We start from the raw sequence: 19367 nt of genomic DNA, 5'->3' as shown, positions 1-19367 counted from the left end.
GACTCCGGCACGGTCGAGCGGTTTCGGAGAAGCCACGACCGCATCCCCTCCGCCAGACTGGGGGCACACGCCGAACCGGAGGAGACGACGATGACCCCGACCACCGAGCAGCCCGCGGAGCGCGAGACCTTCACCGAGGAGGAGCGCGCCGCCATGAAGGAGCGGTCGAAGGAGCTGAAGACCGCCACGCGCCGCCGCAGCACCAAGAAGGACACCCGCGAGGAGGGCGAGCGCGACGTCCAGGAGAAGATCGCGGAGCTGACCGGCGCGGAGCGCGCTGCGGCCGAGCGCATCCACGCGATCGTCGCCGAGCACGCCCCGCAGCTGGAGCCGCGCACCTGGTACGGCATGCCCGCCTACGCCCTCGGCGGCAAGGTGGTCATGTTCTTCCAGCCGGCCTCCAAGTTCAAGGCCCGCTACTCGACCCTCGGCTTCAACGACGCCGCGCAGTTGGATGACGGCGCGATGTGGCCCGTCGCGTACGCGATCACCGCGCTGGCGCCGGCCGACGAGGAGGCGGTGATCGCGCTCGTGAAGCGCGCCGCCGGCTGAGCCTATACTGGCTGTCATGTCCACCCTCCCTCCCTCGCTGCCCGTCGGGCGTCTGGAGGTCGTCGGCGCGTCACGCGCCGGCGTGAGATAGCACTGCCCCCGCCCGGCCCGTATGGCCGGGCCTGCGATACCGCGCGCCCCTCCGCCGCACGCCCGTCCGGGCCGGTGGTCCGCGGCGCGATCGTTCACACCCAGTGCTCATCTCAACGGCTCCGCGGGCGCGGAGCGGACAGGCAACGATCATGCTCACCCTCACCGAGGCGCAGCTGCGCGCCTCCTTCGTCAACACCTCCCAGCGCGAGCGCGCCGCCATCGCGATGCCCGACCTCGACGCCGTCGACTGGAACGCCCTCGACTATCTCGGCTGGCGCGACCGCAAGCTGCCCACCGTCGGCTACGTCGTCACGATCGTCGACGACCGGCCGGTCGGCATCATGCTGCGCCAGGCCGACGGCGGCGTGCGGGCCCGCCCGCAGTGCTCCTGGTGCGAGGACGTGCACCTGCCCAACGAGGTCGTCTTCTTCATCGCCAAACGCGCCGGGAAGGCCGGCCGTGACGGCAACACGCTCGGCACCCTGGTCTGCGCCGGGTTCGAGTGCTCGGCCAACGTGCGCAAGCGACCGCCGGTCGCCTACCTCGGCTTCGACGTGGAGGCGGCCCGGCAGCAGCGCATCGACGTGCTTCGCGACCGGGTCACGACCTTCGCCCGCCGGGTGGTCGAGGGAGGCTGAGCCCGCTCAGTCGGCCGGCGTGCCGAACGGCTGGTGGCTGTACCCGTCGTCGGTGAGGATCGCGACCGTCGACTCCGGCACCTCCACGAAGGCGCCGGGGACGTCGTTGAGCGGCTCCGAGACCACGACCTTCGCCTTGTCGCCGAACACCTGCAGCCGCTCGGCATCGGGGTACATCTCGCGGAGTGCCGGGATCTCCACCGAGTGGAACAGGCTCCGCGTGCGGTGCGCGGTGGAGTAGCGGAAGGCCCACAGCGTCGCGCCGTCCGACAGCGCGAGCGTGCCCTGCATCGGGAAGTGCACTCCCTTCGCCTCCCCCGTCTGCTCGATGAACTGCACGGTCTTGGCCATGGCGCCGATCGGGTCGTCCGCCAGGCCGAACGTGATCGCGAGGTAGAACATCACCTCGGAGTCGGTCGTGCCGTGGATCAGCGGGAACAGCGACTCGTCGACCGCGAGCACGAGGTCGCGCTTCATCAGCGAGAAGCCGTCGAGGAAGCCGTTGTGCATGAACAGCCAGTTCTCGTACCGGAACGGATGGCAGTTCGTCTGCTGGATGGGCGGCCCGGCGGCCGCGCGCACGTGGCCGAAGAACAGCGGGCTGGCGATGTTGTTCGTCAGCTCGCGGAGGTTCTCGTCGTGCCACGCAGGCTCGATGCTGTGGAACAGCGCGGGCACGCTCCCGGCCGCGGACCCCTCCGGGTACCAGCCGAAGCCGAAGCCGTCGCCGTTGACCGTCTCCACGCCGAGCGGGGAGTTGAGCGACTGGGCGACCAGCGAGTGCTGGGCGTCCAGGATGAGGACGGCGGGCTTCAGGGGCTCCCCCGAATACGCGAGCCAACGGCACATGCGACACCTCCCGGTTCGAGTCGGCTCGACCATAGCGGCCGGGTGCCCCTCGCGGGAATGGGTGATCGCGGGCGGAGGGAGGAGGCGGTCATCACGGCGGGCGGGGCCCGTCAACCCCTTCCCGCGCCCCCGCTCCGTGCTGTTGCATCGGTGGCATGAAGACGCGCACGCGGTTCGTCCGGCTGGGGCTGGAGGTGCTGGAGATCTCCGAGCGCGAGTGGCGCATCTCCGACACCGCGGTGATGTCCCTCGGCGAGCCGCCGGTGCGAGGGTTCATCCGAGCGCTCGACAGCATGTTCGAGGTCACCGAGATCGGCCGGCCGGGCCGCCGCACCTACTACCGCGACTTCGACGCGGCGCTGCGCGAGCTGCGGCATTGAGCCGGCAGCACTGAGCGGGAAGGCGCAGCCTGCGCCCGTTCAGGTGAGCGTCGGTCCCCGGTAGCCCAGCACCGGCACGACGACGACCGGGCGGGTCTGGTCGTGCGCGATCCGGGTCCCGACCGAGCCGGCGAGCCAGCTCTCGACGGCGTGACCGGGGCCGCGGCGACGGGTGCCGACCACGACGAGCCGCGCGTCGGCCTCGTCCGCGAGGCGCATCAGGGCGTGCGGAGGGTCGCCGCCGAGCACGCGCAACGTCCACGCCGCTCCGGCGCCGGCCGCGACCTCGTCGATGGCGCGCGCCAGGTGCAGGGCGTGCTGGCCGTCCTCCTCGTCGAGCGGGCCCGGATGCAGGGAGGCGTCGTCGCGCAGGGCCGCGCGGTCCCACTCCGTCAGGTAGCTGTCGGCGGTGACGTACGCGCAGAGGAGGGGGCGGTCGAGCGCCGCGGCGAGCCGTGCGGCCTCCTGCACCACCGGGAGGGGCTGGCCGGGGCAGACGCCCACCAGCACGGGCCCGGACGGTTCGGCAGGCTGGTCCATGGGCTCATTGTGCGGGCTCGGCAGCGACGGCACCAGGGTTCTTTGCGGCTCCGCCCAGGGAGCGGCCAGGGTGAAATGTCAGACTGGAGTAACGCCGCTTCCCGTCGGCATCCGCCCGCACCCGACATCGTGGGCATCCTCCCCCCGCACCCGATCCCCCCCCCCCCTCTTCTTCGTGATCTCTGCCACTGCACGCAACATCTCCCTGTCCGCACTCCTCATCGGAGCCTCCGTCACCGCACTCGTGCCGCCGGTCCATGCCGCGCCGCCGGCCGCGACCGCGGCCGCATCGACGGCTGCCTCGCCCGCGACGCCGAACCATGCGTCCACCGGCGTCGCGCCCGTCGCGCTCGTGGACGGGCGCTCGCCGCAGACGCTGGCCGTCGCCTCCGACGTCGAGCTGAGCGCCGTCAGCCGCGACGGCCTGACGGCGACCTACACGCCGCCGCCGCCCCCGCCTCCGGCCGTGCTCTGGCCGGTCGGTGCCGGCGCGACGATCAGCGACGGGTTCGGCGCGCGCAGCGCCCCGACGGCGGGCGCCTCGACCAACCACCAGGGTGTCGACTTCGCGCCGGGCGCCGGCGTGCCCGTGCACGCGGCCGCCGCCGGCGTGGTCCGCGAGGCGGTCCTCTCCGACGACGGCGGCTGCGGCGTGTCCCTGCGGATCGACCACGACCTGCAGGGCGAGAACGTCACCACCGTGTACTGCCACCTCGCGGTCGGCTCGGTCCTCGTCTCCCCCGGGCAGGCCGTCACCGCGGGTCAGGCGATCGCCGCCGTCGGCAACACGGGCGTCTCGACGGGAGCGCACCTCCACTTCGAGGTCCGCCCGGGCAACGGCGCCGCCATCGAGCCGCTGGCCTGGCTGAGCGCGCACGGCGCGGCCTGAGCGCGCCGCCCCCGGCCCACGGGGTCAGGCGGGCTGCGGGGTCAGGCGGGCTGCGCCGGGCTCCCGGCGATGTTCACCAGCCACTGCACGCCGAACCGGTCCACCAGCATCCCGAAGCTGTCGCCCCACGGCGCCTTCGCCAGCGGTTCGATCACGGTGCCGCCGTCGACCAGCCGGTCGTAGAAGCCGGTGAGCTGCGCCTCGTCGTCGCCGCTCAGCGAGATGGAGATGGACGAGCCCTCGTTGAGGTCCATCCGCGCGGGCACATCGGCGGCCATGAGCGTGAAGCCGGTGTCGGTGGTGAGCTGCGAGTGCATGATCTGGTCGGCCTCCGACGGGTCCTCGCTCATCTGGAAGTCGGCGAACGTGCTGCGCTGCACCGTGCCGCCGAACACCGACTGGTAGAAGTCCATCGCCTCCCGCGCCTGGCCGCGGAAGTTGAGGTAGGGGTTGAGGATCGTGGGCATGACGCGTTCTCCTTCGTGAGGTCCGATCGAGCCGTACGCGGCCCAGAGTACCCAGCGGCCCCGACACGCACGAGTGGGGTGGTCACGCACGAGTGGGGCGCTCACGCACGAGTGGGGTGCTCACGCACGAGTGGGGTGCTCAGCGCAGGTACGCCGCCACGAACAGCTCCCCCCGGATCTCGCCGAGCCGGTCCACGATCCGCTGCGCCAGCGTGGCCGTCACCCCGCCGGCGACCAGGTCGTGCGGACCGATCGGCTGGAGCTTGCCGCAGCGGACCCGCACGACCTCCCAGCCGACGGCGCGCAGCAGCCGGTCCTTGGCGCGGTCGGACGCCTCCCGCGGCCCGACGTGCTCGAGACCGTGCCGGCCGGTCGTGTCGTACTCGACGGCGACCCGCAGCTCGGGGATGAGGATGTCGGGCCACACCTCGAGGTGCGAGTGGAACGGCCGCGCCGTCCGCACCGCGTTGCGTCCGAGGTCGACGTCGAGCCGCTCCGCCAGCAGGCGCTTGAGCTCGGGCTCGGCCGCGGAAGCGGGCGCAGGGGCCCAGCGGCTGACGAACGCCTCGCCGGGAGCGACCGCGTCCGCTCCCCCGCGGGCGTGGCGGCAGGTGGGGCAGCGCCGGCCGCCGAGGATGCGCTCGACCGTCGCCCGGTACACCGGGTGCCCGGCGGGGCACTGCCACGAATACGTCGCCGCCGTGCCGTTCTCCGCCGACAGCGCGACGCGGGAGCCGGGCGCGGCCATGCTGACGAGCTGCTCGCGGGTGAGCTCGGTGCGGTCGAGCCGCCGGCACAGGTAGCAGCGGTCGTCGCCGGGGTCGGCCTCGATCCTCCGCGGGTCGCGCTCGTGGCCGCAGATGTGCACGCCCGCGTCGGGCTGCGGCAGGTGGATGCGCTTCGGCACGGCCAGCTCGGTGCAGCGCGGGCACCACACAGAGCGTCGGCGCGTGCCGCCGGGGCGGGACCGCTGCTCCTCGGGCGTCGCGATGAAGCGGTGGCCCGCGTCGCACTCCCACAGCAGGTACACGTCGGCGGCGGGCGGCACCTGGCTGAGCACGATGCCGTGGTTGAGGTCGGGATGGTACTGCCGGATCAGCGTCGGGTACCGTTCCCAGTCGCTCCGGTAGGTGCCGATCGCGTACGGGACGGCCACGCCCTTCGACCACTGGCGGCGCGCCCACCACTGCTCGACGCTCTCGGGCACCGCCTCCACCTCCTCACCTGCTCCGGCCGACGCTAGACGCGACCACCGACATCGCGGGGTCGAGGCGGCTACAGCACGAACGGCACCAGCGCCTTCCGGTCGGCGGGATAGTCGTCGAACGTCTCGCGGTACCAGCGGTGATTGGCCATCGCGCGCGGCGCCAGGTTCGCGATCGTGTACAGCGCGAAGGCGGCTCCGGCGAGCGACCAGGTCGCCACGGCCCAGCCCGTCCACTCGATCATCTCGCCGAGGTAGTTCGGGCTCGACACGAACCGGAACCCGCCCCCGCGCGGGATGCGGTAGCCGTCGCCCTGCCGGCGCAGCCTCCGCAGCCTCCGATCCGACGACACGTTCAGCACGTACCCGCCAGCGAACAGCGCCACGCCGACCCAGAACCGCGGATCGGCGAGCCAGCCGACCGGGTAGTCGCCGTACTGCGAGACCCAGCGCGCGTTGACCCAGGCGTTGAGGAGGTTGAAGCCGATGGCCAGCACCATCACCAGCACCGGCATCCGCGACCCCGACCGCATGAGGAACGGGTACACGAAGGCGCGCTGTACGTAGTGGGCCTGCCACAGCAGCAGGAGCAGCAGCGGCACGAGTTCGCCGCGGTGCTCCCCCAGCAGGTAGAAGGCCAGGAACAGCAGGGAGGCCGGCGCCTCCATCACCACCCAGCCGACGCGGGAGGGCACGGTCGGCCCCCAGCCCGTCCGTCCGTGCCGCCCGCCGTACGGCGCGACCACGAACTGGAGGGCGACGAAGGTCACCGCGGCGAGGGCGAGCTCGGCGTAGACGAACCAGCGGTAAGGGCCGTCGGGCATGCGGCCACGCTAGCCCCACGGCCCACCCCGCCGGAACGCGAGGGTCCCGACACGCCGTCACGCGGGTGCTGTGACGGCATGTCGCGCCCCGTGGAGGCGCTACTGCTGCGGCGCGTTCGCCGCGGCGAGCAGACCGTCGATCATCTCGGGGCTGACCTGTCCGCCGGCCATCATGCCGATGCGGCCGATCGGGAACGAGCCCATCATCTTGTCCATCGACACGCCCTCGGGCATGATCGCCGACGCCCCCTCGAGCATCTGCGACATCCCGGCCAGCGCCTGCTGGACCATCGGCCCCGCCACCGGATGCGCCATGACCTCGGCGAGCGACGACTCGCGCGTGAGCGGGAGGCGGACCTCGTCGCCCGCCACCGCGACCGTCGCCGACGTGCGGAGGTCGCGGCTGGATGCGCCGACCTCGACGACGTACTCGCCGCCCTCCACGATCCAGCGGTCGGCGCGCACGTCCCAGTACGCGAGGTCCTCGCGGCGGACCGTGATCGCGACCTCTCGCGACTCCCCCGGCGCCAGCTCCACCGACGCGAAGCCCTTCAGCTCGCGCGGCGCGCGCTGCACCCGGGAGCCGGGCAGCGACGCGTAGATCTGCACGACCTCGCGGCCCGCGCGGTCCCCGGTGTTGGTGACGGTCACGCGGACCTCGATGCCGCCGTCCGCCCTGGGCGCAGCCGTCGCCTCCCCGTAGCCGAAGGTCGTGTACGAGAGGCCGTGGCCGAACGGGAACGCGACCTCCATCCGGCGGGCGTCGTACCAGCGGTAGCCGACGAAGAGGCCCTCGCCGTAGCGGACGTGTCCCTCCTCTCCCGGGAAGTTGAGGAACGCAGGGGTGTCCTCCAGCCGCAGCGGGACGGTCTCCGTGAGCTTGCCCGACGGCGAGACGGCGCCGAACAGCACGTCCGCCGTGGCGGAGCCGCCGGCCTGACCGAGCAGCCACGCCTCCACGATCGCCGGCACCGACTGCGCGAACGGGAGGGCGACCACGCCGCCGTTCGACAGCACGACCACCGTGCGCGGGTTGACCGCGACGACAGCGTCGATGAGGGCGAGCTGGTCGGCCGGGAGGTCGATGTCCTCCCGGTCGTACCCCTCCGACTCCAGCCGCGCCGGGAGCCCGGCGAACACGACCGCGACCGTCGCGCCGGCCGCGGCGGCGACCGCCTCCTCGCGCAGCCGTCGCGTCTCCTCCTCGCTCGCGTCGATCGCGAGCGAGAAGCCGGGGGCGTACGCGGCCTGCGGAGCGACGGCGCGGATCGAGGTGAGCGCGTCGTCCAGGCGGGTCGGGTGGATCATCGACGAGCCGGCGCCCTGGTAGCGCGGCTTCTCGGCGAACGCGCCGATGACCGCGAGGGACTGGTCGTCGCGCAGCGGGAGCAGCGGGGCGCCGTCGACCGCGTCGTTCTTGAGCAGCACGATGGAGCGGGAGGCCGCCTCGCGGGCGAGCGCGTGGTGCGCGTCGACGTCGAGCGGACCCTCCACCCGCTCGGTCGCCGCCCAGCGGACGGCGAGGTCGGCGTTGCGCTGCGCCGACGCGTCGAGCACCGCCTCGTCGAGGCTGCCGTCCCGCACCGCCGCGACGACCTGCGCGTCCGTGATGCCGCCGGAGCTGGGCATCTCGAGGTCGAGCCCCGCGCGCAGCGCGGCGACGCGGTCGTTCACCGCTCCCCAGTCCGAGACCACGAGCCCCTCGAAGCCCCACTCGCCGCGCAGCACGTCCGTCAGCAGCCAGGGGTTCTCGGAGGCGAACACGCCGTTGATGCGGTTGTACGAGCACATCACCGTGTGCGGCTGGGCGTCCTCGACCACGCGCTGGAAGCCGCGCAGGTAGATCTCGCGGAGCGGACGCGGGTCCACGTCGGACGAGGACCGCATCCGGTCGTCCTCCTGGTTGTTCGCCGCGAAGTGCTTGAGCGATGCGCCGACGCCCTGCGACTGGATGCCGCGCACGATCCCGGCGCCGAGCACGCCCGAGACGATCGGGTCCTCGCTGAGGTACTCGAAGTTGCGGCCGCACAGCGGGGAGCGCTTGATGTTGATGCCGGGGCCGAGGATGACCGCGACGTCCTCGATGGACGACTCGACGCCCAGGGCGGTGCCGACCCGCTCGGCGAGCTCCGCGTCCCACGAGGAGCCGAGGGCCACCGCCGGCGGGAAGCAGGTGGCCGGGACGCTGTCGCCGATCCCGAGGTGGTCGCCGCCCTCCCGCTGCTTGCGCAGGCCGTGCGGCCCGTCGGTCAGCATGACGGAGGGGATGTCGCCGACGGCCTTGGTGCGCCAGAAGCTCTCGCCGCTGGTCAGCGCCGCCTTCTCCTCGACGGTCAGGCCGGTCAGATCGGCGCGCGCGCCGGTCGTGGTGTCGGTCATGGGGTTCCTTTCGATGGTGATGGTCAGCGGGTCGCCTTGATCGGCCACACGGCCAGCGCCCCCAGGATGCCGAGGACGATCGCGATCGGGAAGAGCGCGGAGTACCCGAAGGCGAGGATGATGGCGCCCGCGACGCCGGGGGCGAGCGTCTGCGGGAGGGTGGCCGCGATGTTCACGACGCCGAGGTCCTTCGCGAACGACTTGGCCGACGGGAGCACCTCGCTCATCAGCGCGGTGTCCACCGCCTGGAACATGCCGAAGCCGAAGCCCGCGATGACGGTCATGATGATCCAGGCGGTCACGTCCTGCCACATCCACGGCAGCAGGAAGGCCAGGCTGACCACGGCGGCGGAGGCGAAGACGAAGGGCTTGCGCCGGCCCACCTTGTCGGAGAGCGGCCCGGCGATGACGGTGGAGACGATGATGCCGACGAGGCTCAGCATCCCGAGCAGCGGGATGATCTGCTCCGGGTGGGCGACCTTGAAGTAGTTGGAGAGCAGGAAGAGCTGGTAGCCCGTGACGGCGAAGTAGCCGGTGTAGAGCAGCAGCCGGCCGGTGAATGCCCAGAAGAAGTCGGGATGCGCGACCGGGTTCACCCAGAACGTCTTGAGGAACTCCACTAGGGTGAACGGCTCGCGCTCGATGCGGGCGCTCGAGTAGTCCGGGTTGACGAGGACGAACAGGCTGAGCACGACGACGGAGAACACGGCGAAGAAGACGTAGCCGACCGCGACGCTGTTGAAGAACAGCGAGCCGATGATGGAGCCGCCGAGCGCGCCGACCATCAGGCCGATGCCGGACAGGGCGGCGAAGGTGCCGCGGCGCTTGAGCGGCACGCGATCGGGCATGACCGCCGTCAGCGGACCCTGCGCGAAGTTGTAGCTGATCTGGACGAGCGTCCACGCGATGATGACGCCGACCAACGAGTTCGCGAAGGCGAGCCCGATCAGCGAAAGGCCGCCCGCCAGCGAGCCGATGATGATCCACGGCGCGCGCCGGCCGAAGCGCGACCGGGTCCGGTCGGAGATCTGCCCGGCGATCGGCTGCGCGATCATCGCCGCGAAGGCGCCGATGGTGGCGACGATGGCGAGGTTGGCGACCTGGTCCTTCTGGCCGAACAGCACCGTGATCTGCTGCGGGAGCAGGATGCCGGGCAGCGCTCCCCAGATCAGGTAGATGCCGAGGTTGGCGGGGATGATCCACACCATCAGCCGCCGCAGGCCCTTGATGGGCGCGGGCGGATCGTCGTTGCCGGAGGCGGTGCCGACGAAGGTGTTGGTCGTGACGGGTGCGGTGGGCCCGGGTTCCGGCAGGGTCTCGCCGGTCGGCACGGAGGTGTCTGACGTCATTGTCGTGGGGGTCCTCTCACCATCCACCATGAATGGTGGGAAAACCATACGTCACTCGGTTTTCCAAAAGCAAGCGTCGTTCGGGTTTATGCTCGGGGCATGGCACGACGAGGCGCGTACGCGAAGGGTGTGGCGAAGCGGGAGGAGATCCTGGAGGCCGCGCTCGACGTGATCGCGCGCGAGGGCTGGCACGGGGCCTCCGTCAAGGAGCTGGCCGACGCGGTGGGTCTGTCGCAGGCCGGCCTGCTGCACTACTTCGACAGCAAGGACGAGCTGTTCACGGCCATCCTGCGCAAGCGTGACGAGGTGGACTCGCGGCGGTTCGGGGAGGTGACGGGCACCGAGTCGCTACCGGCTGTGCGCGAGGGCTTCGTCGGGATCGTGCGGCACAACGCTCAGGTACCCGGGCTCGTGCAGCTCTTCTCTCGTCTGGCGGTGGAGGCGGGCGACCCCTCCCATCCGGCTCACGACTACTTCGTCGAGCGGAGCGCCGCTCTGCGCGACATGTTCACGCAGGCCCTCGCCGGAGAGCAGGAGGCGGGTCGCGTCTCCCCCGTGGTCGACCCCGAGACGCTCGCCCGGCTGGTGCAGGCGGTCTCCGACGGCATGCAGCTGCAGTGGCTGCAGGACCCGACGGTCGACATGGCCGCGACCGTCGACGCCGCCTTCACGCTGCTGGGAATGGTGGGCCCTGCCGGGATCGAACCGACGACATCCACGGTGTAAACGTGGCGCTCTACCAGCTGAGCTAAAGGCCCTGGTGCGGCCCCAGCCTAGCGGCCGGGCGACCGAGCGTCAGACGTGCGCGGGCAGCAGCTCCAGTGCGGCGCGGTACGACTCGATCGAGCGGGCCTCGCCGGGGGCGGTGATGAAGGAGGCGCGGATGATGCCGCGCTCGTCGATCACGAAGGTGGCGCGGTTCGCGAAGCCCTTCTCTGGCAGGAAGACGCCGTACTCCTTGGCGATCTCGCCGTGCGGCCAGAAGTCGGCGAGCAGCGGGAAGTCGTAGCCCTCCTGCTCGGCCCACGCGCGCAGCGTGTACTTGGAGTCGACGGAGATGGCGAGCAGCTCGACGCGGTGGTCCTCGAACAGGGCGAGGTTGTCGCGGAGCGCGCACAGCTCCCCCGTGCACGTGCCCGAGAAGGCGAGCGGGAAGAAGACGAGCGCGACCGCCTTGCTGCCGCGGTAGTCGCTCAGCCGCACCGACCGGCCGTGCTGGTCGACGAGCTCGAAGTCGGGTGCCTGGGTGTCGTTCTCGAGAGCCACGAGGAGACAGCTTAGACCGGGCCGCGCCGGGTGCCAACCGCGCGGTCAACGACGCCCTCCGACTGAGGCTAGGCTGAAGGATGGTGCGCACTCGTTGTCGTGACCCGACAGCCTATGACGCCGTCCACGATCCATCCGACACAAGAAAGAGGTCGAGGGTGACTGTAAACGACCAGGACCCGTACTCGGTGAATAACACTGACTCGGACCCCGAGGAGACCGCCGAGTGGCGGGAATCCCTCGACGCACTGGTTGCCGCCCAGGGCCACGAGCGCGCTCGTGAGATCATGCTGAGCCTGCTGAAGCGTTCCAAGGACCTTCACCTCGGCGTCCCGATGGTCCCCACCACGGACTACATCAACACCATCTCCCCCGAGAACGAGCCGGAGTTCCCCGGCGACGAGGAGATCGAGCGCCGGTACCGCGCCTGGATCCGCTGGAACGCGGCCGTCATGGTGCACCGCGCGCAGCGCCCCGGCATCGCCGTCGGCGGCCACCTGTCGAGCTACGCGTCCAGCGCGACGCTGTACGAGGTCGGCTTCAACCACTTCTTCCGCGGCCAGGACCACCCCGGCGGCGGCGACCAGGTCTTCTTCCAGGGCCACGCCTCCCCCGGGCCCTACGCCCGCGCGTTCCTCGAGGGCCGGCTGAGCGCCGACCAGCTCGACGGCTTCCGCCAGGAGAAGTCGCACGCCGGCGGCGGCCTGTCGTCGTACCCGCACCCGCGGCTCATGCCGGAGTTCTGGCAGTTCCCGACCGTGTCGATGGGTCTCGGCCCGATCAACGCGATCTACCAGGCGCAGCTCAACAAGTACCTCACCAACCGCGGCATCAAGGACGCCTCCGACCAGCACGTCTGGGCGTTCCTCGGCGACGGCGAGATGGACGAGGTGGAGTCGCGCGGCCAGCTCCAGGTGGCGGCGAACGAGAAGCTCGACAACCTGACCTTCGTCATCAACGCGAACCTGCAGCGCCTCGACGGCCCGGTGCGCGGCAACGGCAAGATCATCCAGGAGCTGGAGAGCTACTTCCGCGGCGCCGGCTGGAACGTCATCAAGGTCATCTGGGGCCGCGAGTGGGACGACCTGCTCGCCCGCGACACCGACGGCGCGCTGGTCAACCTCATGAACCAGACGCCCGACGGCGACTACCAGACCTACAAGACCGAGAGCGGCGCCTTCGTGCGCGAGAACTTCTTCGGTCGCGACCCGCGCACCCTCGAGCTCGTCAAGGACTACACCGACGAGCAGGTCTGGGGCCTCAAGCGCGGCGGCCACGACTACCGCAAGGTGTACGCGGCGTTCAAGGCGGCCATGGAGCACAAGGGCCAGCCGACCGTCATCATCGCGAAGACCATCAAGGGCTACGGCCTCGGTCCGAGCTTCGAGGGCCGCAACGCGACCCACCAGATGAAGAAGATGACGCTCGACAACCTCAAGGCGTTCCGCGACGCGATGCGCGTGCCGATCACGGACGCGCAGCTCGAGGAGAACCCGTACCTCCCGCCGTACTACAACCCCGGCGCCGAGGACGAGACGATCCAGTACCTGCACGACCGCCGCCGCGCGCTCGGCGGCTACGTGCCGGAGCGCCGCGCGAAGTACACGCAGCTGAACCTCCCGGACGACTCGGCGTACGCCATCTCCAAGCGCGGCTCCGGCACGCAGGAGGTCGCCACGACCATGGCGTTCGTCCGCCTGCTCAAGGACCTGCTGCGCTCGAAGGACTTCGGCCACCGCATCGTCCCGATCATCCCGGACGAGGCCCGCACCTTCGGCATGGACGCGTTCTTCCCGAACGCGAAGATCTACAACCCGAACGGCCAGAACTACACGTCGGTCGACCGCGAGCTGCTCCTGGCCTACAAGGAGAGCCCGCAGGGCCAGATCATCCACGTCGGCATCAACGAGGCGGGCGCCCTCGCGGCGTTCACCAACGTGGGCACGTCGTACTCGACGCAGGGCGAGCCGCTCATCCCGGTCTACGTCTTCTACTCGATGTTCGGCTTCCAGCGCACGGGCGACGCCCTGTGGGCGGCCGGCGACCAGATGGCGCGCGGCTTCCTGATCGGTGCGACCGCCGGCCGCACTACGCTGACCGGCGAGGGCCTGCAGCACGCCGACGGCCACTCGCCGCTGCTCGCGTCGACCAACCCGGCGGTCGTCTCGTACGACCCTGCGTACGGCTACGAGATCGGCCACATCGTGCGCGCCGGCCTCGAGCGCATGTACGGCGGCAACCACCCTGACCCGAACGTCATGTACTACCTCACGGTGTACAACGAGCCGATCGTGCAGCCGGCCGAGCCGGAGGGCGTGGATGTGGACGGCATCGTCCGCGGCATCTACAAGCTCCGCGGCTCAGAGGTGCAGGGCCCCAAGGCCCAGCTGCTCGCCTCTGGCGTCTCGGTGCCGTGGGCCCTGGAGGCGCAGCACCTGCTCGAGCAGGACTGGGGCGTCTCCGCCGACGTGTGGAGCGTCACCTCGTGGGGCGAGCTGCGCAAGGACGGCCTCGCGGCCGAAGAGCACAACTTCCTCTACCCGCAGCAGGAGAAGCAGGTCCCGTACGTGACCCGCAAGCTCGAGGGCGCCGACGGCCCGTTCGTCGCCGTCACGGACTACGCCCACGCGATCCCGGACCAGATCCGGCAGTTCGTCCCCGGCGAGTACGCGACGCTCGGCGCCGACGGCTTCGGCTTCTCGGACACCCGCCCGGCGGCCCGCCGCTTCTTCAAGATCGACGGCCCGTCGATGGTGGTCCGGACGCTGGAGCTGCTCGCGGCGCGCGGCCAGGTCGACCCGAACGCTCCCGCGTGGGCGATCGAGAAGTACCTGCTGCACGACGTGAACGCCGGCACCACCGGCACCGCGGGCGGCGAGTCCTGACGACGACCGGCACAGGCAGCGGACGCGTGGCGAGCTCGACGGCGGGCCGCAGCAAGGCGGAGACTCTCGCCTGGCTGCGGAAGATCTCCGGCGAGCTCGCCACGACGACGCTGAAGAAGCTCGAGGACACGCTCCCCTGGTACCGCGACATGCCGCCGGGCCGGCGGAGCGCCGTCGGGCTGGTCGCGCAGGCGGGCATCTCGTCGTTCATCTCGTGGTTCGACGACCCGCGGTCGACGCCGTGGATCGCGGCCGACGTGTTCGGGGCGGCTCCGCGCGAGCTGCTCCGCAGCGTCAGCCTGCAGCAGACCCTGCAGCTCATCAAGATCACCGTCGAGGTGGTCGAGGAGCGCGTGAAGGCCGGCGGCGGCGAGCAGCTGCGGGAGGCCATCCTGCTGTACTCCCGCGAGATCGCGTTCGCCGCGGCCGACGTGTATGCGCGCGCCGCCGAGGCCCGCGGCCTGTGGGACGCCCGGCTGGAGGCGCTGGTCGTCGACAGCATCCTCACCGGCGAGTACGACGACGAGCTGCCGAGCCGGATCGCCGCGCTCGGCTGGCACGGCCACGGCGAGGTCAGCGTGCTCGTCGGCACCGCGCCGAAGCTCCTCGACGTCGACCAACTGCGCCGCACGGCGCGGCACATGTCGGCGGACGTGCTGATCGGCGTCCAGGGCAGCCGGCTCGTGCTCGTGATCGGGCGCGCGTTCCCCAGCGCGGATCCTCCGGAGGAGGCCATCGGGGCCGCCCCCGTCGTCAGCTTCATGGAGATCGCGCAGCAGCTGGAGCCCGGCTTCGGCTCGGGGCACCTCGTGCTCGGCCACGAGGTGCCGAGCCTGGTCGACGCCTCCAAGAGCGCGAAGGCCGCCCTCGCCGGCTTCGCCGTCGCGAAGGCGTGGCGCAACTGCCCGCGGCCGGTGCACGCCGACGACCTGCTCCCCGAGCGGGCGCTCGCGGGCGACGGGCTGGCACGCGCCACCCTGATCAGCCGGATCTACCGCCCCCTGCAGGCCTACTCCACCGAGCTGCTCACGACGCTCTGGTGCTACCTCGACAACGGCCGGTCGCTGGAGGCAACGGCCCGCGAGCTGTTCGTGCACCCGAACACGGTGCGCTACCGGCTGAAGCGCGTCTCCGAGGTGATCGGCTGGGACGCCACCGGTGCGCGGGAGGCGCTGATCCTCCAGGCGGCGCTGATCGTCGGCTCGATCAGCGAGCCGGAGCCGCAGCGGCGGGGCTGACCCGCTTGTAGACCTCCACAGTCATTCCCGACACAACTTCGTATGAGACCGACACCTCCGCGCGGCGGAAGATTGGCAGACTGGAACCCGTGATCGTCATCGTATGCCCGGGGCAGGGCTCCCAGACCCCCGGCTTCCTCGACCCCTGGCTCACCGAGTCGACGTTCCGCGATCAGCTCACCGGCATCTCCGACGCGGTCGGCATCGACCTCGTCGCGCACGGCACGGTCAGCGACGCGGACACCATCCGCGACACCGCGGTGGCCCAGCCGCTGATCGTCTCGGCGGGCCTGCTCACGCTCTCGGCGCTGTTCGCCGACGGCCGCCGCGACCGCGTCGGCGGCATCGCCGGGCACTCGGTCGGCGAGCTGACCGCGGCCGCGGGCGCCGGCGTGCTGTCCGAGACCGACGCCGTCGCCTTCGTGCGCGAGCGCGGCGCCGCCATGGCGCGCGCCGCCGCCGAGACGCCCACCGGCATGAGCGCCGTCATCGGCGCCGACGAGGCCGAGCTGCTCGCGCGCCTCGACGAGCTGGGCCTCTCCCCCGCCAACTACAACGGCGGCGGCCAGATCGTCGTCGCGGGCGCCCTCGACGCGCTCGCGCAGCTCGCCGAGAACCCGCCGGCCCGCGCGCGGGTGATCCCGCTGCAGGTCGCCGGTGCGTTCCACACCCGCTACATGGCGTCGGCGGTCCCGGTGCTGGAGGGCTTCGCCTCCACCCTGAGCACGCAGGACCCGACGCTTCCGCTCTGGACCAACAAGGACGGCTCGCTGGTGAGCGACGGGGCGGAGTACCTGCGCCTCCTCGTCGGCCAGGTGTCGTCGCCCGTGCGCTGGGATCTGACGATGCAGTCGTTCCAGGAGGCCGGGGTCACCGGGATCATCGAGGTCGCGCCCGCCGGTGCGCTGGTCGGCCTCGCCAAGCGCGGCCTGAAGGGCGTGCCGAGCGTCGCGATCAAGACGCCGGACGACCTGCCCGCCGCCTTCGAGCTCATCGACCAGGCCGCCTAGGAGAACCACCGCATGACCCACCCCACCCTGCAGCAGTCCCACGGGCCGCAGTACACCCGCATCCTCTCGATCGGCGCCGCGCGCGGCGACCTGGTCGTGCCGAACGACGACCTGGTCGGGCCGATCAACTCGTCGGACGAGTGGATCCGCCAGCGCACCGGCATCGTGACGCGCACGCGGGCGAGCCACGACGTCCTCGCGGTCGACCTCGCCACCGAGGCGTCGAAGGAGGCGATCCGGAAGTCGGGCGTCGACCCGGCGCTGATCGATGCCGTGATCGTCGCGACGATCTCGAACGGCCGGCAGACCCCGTCGCTGGCGGCCGTGCTCGCCGACCGCGTCGGCGCGAACCCCGCCGCGGCGTACGACATGAACGCGGCCTGCGCGGGCTACACCTACGCGGTGGCCCAGGCGGACGCCCTGATCCGCACCGGCGTCGCGCACTACGCGCTCGTCGTGGGCGCCGAGAAGCTCTCCGACGTCGTCGACCCGACCGACCGCACCATCTCGTTCCTGCTGGGCGACGGCGCAGGCGCGGTCGTCATCGGCCCGAGCGAGTACCCGGGCATCGCGAAGACGATCTGGGGCTCCGACGGCTCGAAGGCCGACGCGGTCGGGATGGACGGCACGCTCGCCGAGTTCCGCGACGGCGAGAAGCCGTGGCCGACGCTCCGCCAGGAGGGCCAGACGGTCTTCCGCTGGGCGGTGTGGGAGATGGCGAAGGTCGCCAAGGAGGCGCTGGACGCCGCCGGCGTCGCGCCCGAGCAGCTCGCCGCCTTCATCCCCCACCAGGCCAACATGCGCATCGTCGACGAGTTCGCCAAGCAGCTGAAGCTGCCGGAGACCGTCGCGATCGCCCGCGACATCGAGACGACGGGCAACACCTCCGCCGCCTCCATCCCCCTCGCGACCCACCGTCTGCTCCAGGAGAACCCGGAGCTCTCCGGCGGTCTGGCGCTCCAGATCGGCTTCGGCGCCGGGCTCGTCTTCGGCGCCCAGGTCGTCGTCCTCCCCTAGGGCCTGCCCTAGACTGATCAGCGGTCACAACGACACCCCTCAAGGAGATATCACCATGGCATTGTCCACCGAAGAAGTCCTCGCCGGCCTGGCCGAGCTCATCAACGACGAGACCGGCATCGCGACCGACACGGTCGAGCTGGACAAGTCGTTCACCGACGACCTCGACATCGACTCCATCTCGATGATGACCATCGTGGTCAACGCCGAGGACAAGTTCGACGTCAAGATCCCCGACGAGGAGGTCAAGAACCTCAAGACCGTCGGCGACGCCGTCGAGTTCATCGTCAAGGCGCAGGACGCCTAGGACCGCGCAGGATTCTTCCCCGCGCGGGCGGCCGACGACCGGCCGGCACTGAGCCGGAGGGTTCCGGGTCGCCCGCGCGAGGGGCGGGCATCCACGCCCGCCCATGTCCCCTTTTCACGGAGAGTTGCCGTTATGACCAAGAAGATCGTCGTCACCGGCGTGGGCGCGTCCTCCCCGCTCGGTGGCACCGCCCCTGAGAGCTGGCAGGCGCTGCTGGCCGGCGAGTCGGGCGCCCGCGCCCTCGAGCACGAGTGGGTCGCGCAGTACGAACTGCCCGTCACCTTCGCCGCCGAGGCGAAGGTGCGCCCGGAGACCGTGCTCGAGCGCCCCGTCGCCAAGCGCCTCGACCCGTCCAGCCAGTTCGCCCTCGTGTCGGCGATGGAGGCCTGGGAGGACGCCGGACGCCCCGAGGTCGCCCCCGAGCGCCTGGGCGTCGACTTCGCCACCGGCATCGGCGGCGTCTGGACCCTCCTCGACGCGTGGGACACCCTGCGCGAGCGCGGCCCGCGCCGCGTGCTGCCGATGACCGTGCCGATGCTGATGCCGAACGCGGCCTCCGCGGCCGTGTCGATGCACTTCGAGGCGCGCGCGTTCGCCCGCACCGTCGCGTCGGCCTGCGCCTCCAGCACGGAGTCGCTGGTGAACGCCTACGAGCACCTGCAGGCGGGCCTCGCCGACGTCGTCATCGCCGGCGGCACCGAGTCGGCCATCCACCCGATCACCGTCGCGTCGTTCTCGTCGATGCAGGCCCTCTCGCGCCGCAACGACGACCCGGCGCACGCCTCCCGCCCGTACAGCGTCGACCGCGACGGCTTCGTCATGGGCGAGGGAGCGGCCAGCCTGGTGCTCGAGACCGAGGAGCACGCGCTCGCCCGCGGCGCCCGCATCTACGCGGAGATCGCCGGCGGCGGCGTCACCGCCGACTCGTACCACATCACCGCGAACGACCCGGAGGGCCGCGGCGCCAGCCGTGCCGTGCGCCTCGCGCTGGCCCAGGCGGGCGCCGAGCCCGACGAGGTCACCCACATCAACGCGCATGCGACCAGCACCCCGGTCGGCGACCCGTCGGAGTACGTGGCGCTGCGCGAGGTGTTCGGCGAGCGGGTGAACACGATCCCGGTCTCGGCGACTAAGGCGTCGACCGGTCACCTGCTAGGCGGGACCGGAGCGCTGGAGGCCGTGTTCACGATCTTCGCGGTGCGCGACCGTGTCGCTCCCCCGACGATCAACATCACCGAGCTCGACCCGGCGATCCCGCTCACCGTCTCGGGCGACCCGCAGCCGCTCGGCGACGGGCCGCAGCTGGCGATCAGCAACTCGTTCGGCTTCGGCGGCCACAACGCCGTCGTCGCGATCCGGTCGTACTGATCTCACGCGCGCGCTGATCGTGCACGAGTGCTGATCACGCGCACGACGAAGGCCCCGGTCCTGCGACCGGGGCCTTCGTCGTTGTCACCGCGGGCGGGCGGCAGTGCTGCCG

19 protein-coding genes and 1 tRNA gene are annotated in these 19367 nt (G+C 71.4%); 11 read left to right on the top strand and 9 right to left on the bottom strand.

Annotated elements, in window-relative coordinates; genetic code table 11:
- Positions 1-90: 90 nt before the first annotated feature.
- Both P5G50_RS12705 and P5G50_RS12700 read left to right on the top strand, forming a co-directional pair.
- A complete protein-coding gene (locus P5G50_RS12705; RefSeq protein WP_301208502.1) occupies positions 91-552 on the top strand; it encodes an iron chaperone in 462 nt (153 codons plus the stop codon).
- 242 nt (positions 553-794) lie between these two features.
- The gene (locus P5G50_RS12700) at positions 795-1283 is read left to right on the top strand and encodes an FBP domain-containing protein (protein WP_301208503.1); all 489 of its coding nucleotides are present in this window, start codon (positions 795-797) and stop codon (positions 1281-1283) included.
- A gap of 6 nt (positions 1284-1289) precedes the next feature.
- On the opposite strand, the gene P5G50_RS12695 is transcribed toward P5G50_RS12700, so the two are convergent.
- Positions 1290-2132 (bottom strand): class II glutamine amidotransferase, encoded by an 843-nt coding sequence (locus P5G50_RS12695; protein WP_301208504.1) that lies wholly within the window; start codon positions 2130-2132, stop codon positions 1290-1292.
- 155 nt (positions 2133-2287) lie between these two features.
- Between P5G50_RS12695 and P5G50_RS12690 the strand changes: the two genes are divergently transcribed.
- A complete protein-coding gene (locus P5G50_RS12690) occupies positions 2288-2512 on the top strand; it encodes a hypothetical protein (protein ID WP_301208505.1) in 225 nt (74 codons plus the stop codon).
- Positions 2513-2551: 39 nt separating this feature from the next.
- On the opposite strand, the gene P5G50_RS12685 is transcribed toward P5G50_RS12690, so the two are convergent.
- Positions 2552-3052 carry a universal stress protein gene (locus P5G50_RS12685; RefSeq protein ID WP_301208506.1) on the bottom strand — a complete coding sequence of 167 codons (501 nt, stop codon included), beginning with the start codon at positions 3050-3052 and terminating at the stop codon, positions 2552-2554.
- A gap of 175 nt (positions 3053-3227) precedes the next feature.
- Between P5G50_RS12685 and P5G50_RS12680 the strand changes: the two genes are divergently transcribed.
- Entirely contained in the window at positions 3228-3941 is a 714-nt protein-coding gene (locus P5G50_RS12680; protein ID WP_301208507.1) for a M23 family metallopeptidase, read from the top strand.
- Between the two features lie 41 nt (positions 3942-3982).
- Here P5G50_RS12680 and P5G50_RS12675 read toward each other — a convergent pair whose 3' ends face one another.
- The 5 genes from P5G50_RS12675 to P5G50_RS12655 form a co-directional block, all read right to left on the bottom strand.
- Positions 3983-4408 (bottom strand): VOC family protein, encoded by a 426-nt coding sequence (locus P5G50_RS12675; protein WP_301208508.1) that lies wholly within the window; start codon positions 4406-4408, stop codon positions 3983-3985.
- A gap of 139 nt (positions 4409-4547) precedes the next feature.
- The gene (locus P5G50_RS12670; protein WP_301208509.1) at positions 4548-5615 is read right to left on the bottom strand and encodes a zinc-ribbon domain-containing protein; all 1068 of its coding nucleotides are present in this window, start codon (positions 5613-5615) and stop codon (positions 4548-4550) included.
- 68 nt (positions 5616-5683) lie between these two features.
- A complete protein-coding gene (locus P5G50_RS12665; RefSeq protein ID WP_301208510.1) occupies positions 5684-6436 on the bottom strand; it encodes a methyltransferase in 753 nt (250 codons plus the stop codon).
- Between the two features lie 99 nt (positions 6437-6535).
- Positions 6536-8815: a glycoside hydrolase family 3 C-terminal domain-containing protein gene (locus P5G50_RS12660; protein WP_301208511.1), complete on the bottom strand. Its 2280-nt coding sequence runs from the start codon at positions 8813-8815 to the stop codon at positions 6536-6538.
- Between the two features lie 23 nt (positions 8816-8838).
- The gene (locus P5G50_RS12655) at positions 8839-10164 is read right to left on the bottom strand and encodes an MFS transporter (protein ID WP_301208512.1); all 1326 of its coding nucleotides are present in this window, start codon (positions 10162-10164) and stop codon (positions 8839-8841) included.
- Positions 10165-10263: 99 nt separating this feature from the next.
- On the opposite strand from P5G50_RS12655, the gene P5G50_RS12650 reads away from it, so the two are divergent.
- Positions 10264-10890 (top strand): TetR/AcrR family transcriptional regulator, encoded by a 627-nt coding sequence (locus P5G50_RS12650; protein WP_301209391.1) that lies wholly within the window; start codon positions 10264-10266, stop codon positions 10888-10890.
- On the opposite strand, the gene P5G50_RS12645 is transcribed toward P5G50_RS12650, so the two are convergent.
- Positions 10847-10922: transfer RNA gene (locus P5G50_RS12645), tRNA-Val, on the bottom strand. The two genes, P5G50_RS12650 and P5G50_RS12645, sit on opposite strands and share 44 nt — an antisense overlap.
- 37 nt (positions 10923-10959) lie before the next feature.
- On the bottom strand, positions 10960-11430 hold the full coding sequence (locus P5G50_RS12640) for a peroxiredoxin (RefSeq protein ID WP_301208513.1): 471 nt from the start codon (positions 11428-11430) through the stop codon (positions 10960-10962).
- 158 nt (positions 11431-11588) lie between these two features.
- Between P5G50_RS12640 and aceE the strand changes: the two genes are divergently transcribed.
- The 6 genes from aceE (at position 11589) to P5G50_RS12610 (ending at position 19255) form a co-directional block, all read left to right on the top strand.
- Positions 11589-14315 carry a pyruvate dehydrogenase (acetyl-transferring), homodimeric type gene (gene aceE / locus P5G50_RS12635; protein WP_301208514.1) on the top strand — a complete coding sequence of 909 codons (2727 nt, stop codon included), beginning with the start codon at positions 11589-11591 and terminating at the stop codon, positions 14313-14315.
- Positions 14316-14341: 26 nt separating this feature from the next.
- On the top strand, positions 14342-15553 hold the full coding sequence (locus tag P5G50_RS12630; protein WP_301208515.1) for a PucR family transcriptional regulator: 1212 nt from the start codon (positions 14342-14344) through the stop codon (positions 15551-15553).
- A gap of 89 nt (positions 15554-15642) precedes the next feature.
- Entirely contained in the window at positions 15643-16563 is a 921-nt protein-coding gene (locus P5G50_RS12625; protein ID WP_301208516.1) for an ACP S-malonyltransferase, read from the top strand.
- 12 nt (positions 16564-16575) lie between these two features.
- Positions 16576-17580: a beta-ketoacyl-ACP synthase III gene (locus P5G50_RS12620; RefSeq protein ID WP_301208517.1), complete on the top strand. Its 1005-nt coding sequence runs from the start codon at positions 16576-16578 to the stop codon at positions 17578-17580.
- Between the two features lie 55 nt (positions 17581-17635).
- On the top strand, positions 17636-17887 hold the full coding sequence (locus P5G50_RS12615) for an acyl carrier protein (protein ID WP_021765217.1): 252 nt from the start codon (positions 17636-17638) through the stop codon (positions 17885-17887).
- 132 nt (positions 17888-18019) lie between these two features.
- Positions 18020-19255, top strand: coding sequence for a beta-ketoacyl-[acyl-carrier-protein] synthase family protein (locus tag P5G50_RS12610; RefSeq protein WP_301208518.1), 1236 nt, complete (start codon positions 18020-18022; stop codon positions 19253-19255).
- The last annotated feature ends 112 nt before the right edge of the window (positions 19256-19367 follow it).

Source organism: Leifsonia williamsii (assembly GCF_030433685.1).
Taxonomy (GTDB): domain Bacteria; phylum Actinomycetota; class Actinomycetes; order Actinomycetales; family Microbacteriaceae; genus Leifsonia; species Leifsonia williamsii.
Note: the sequence above shows the minus strand (reverse complement) of the source record. Positions and strands in the feature narration are given on the sequence as shown.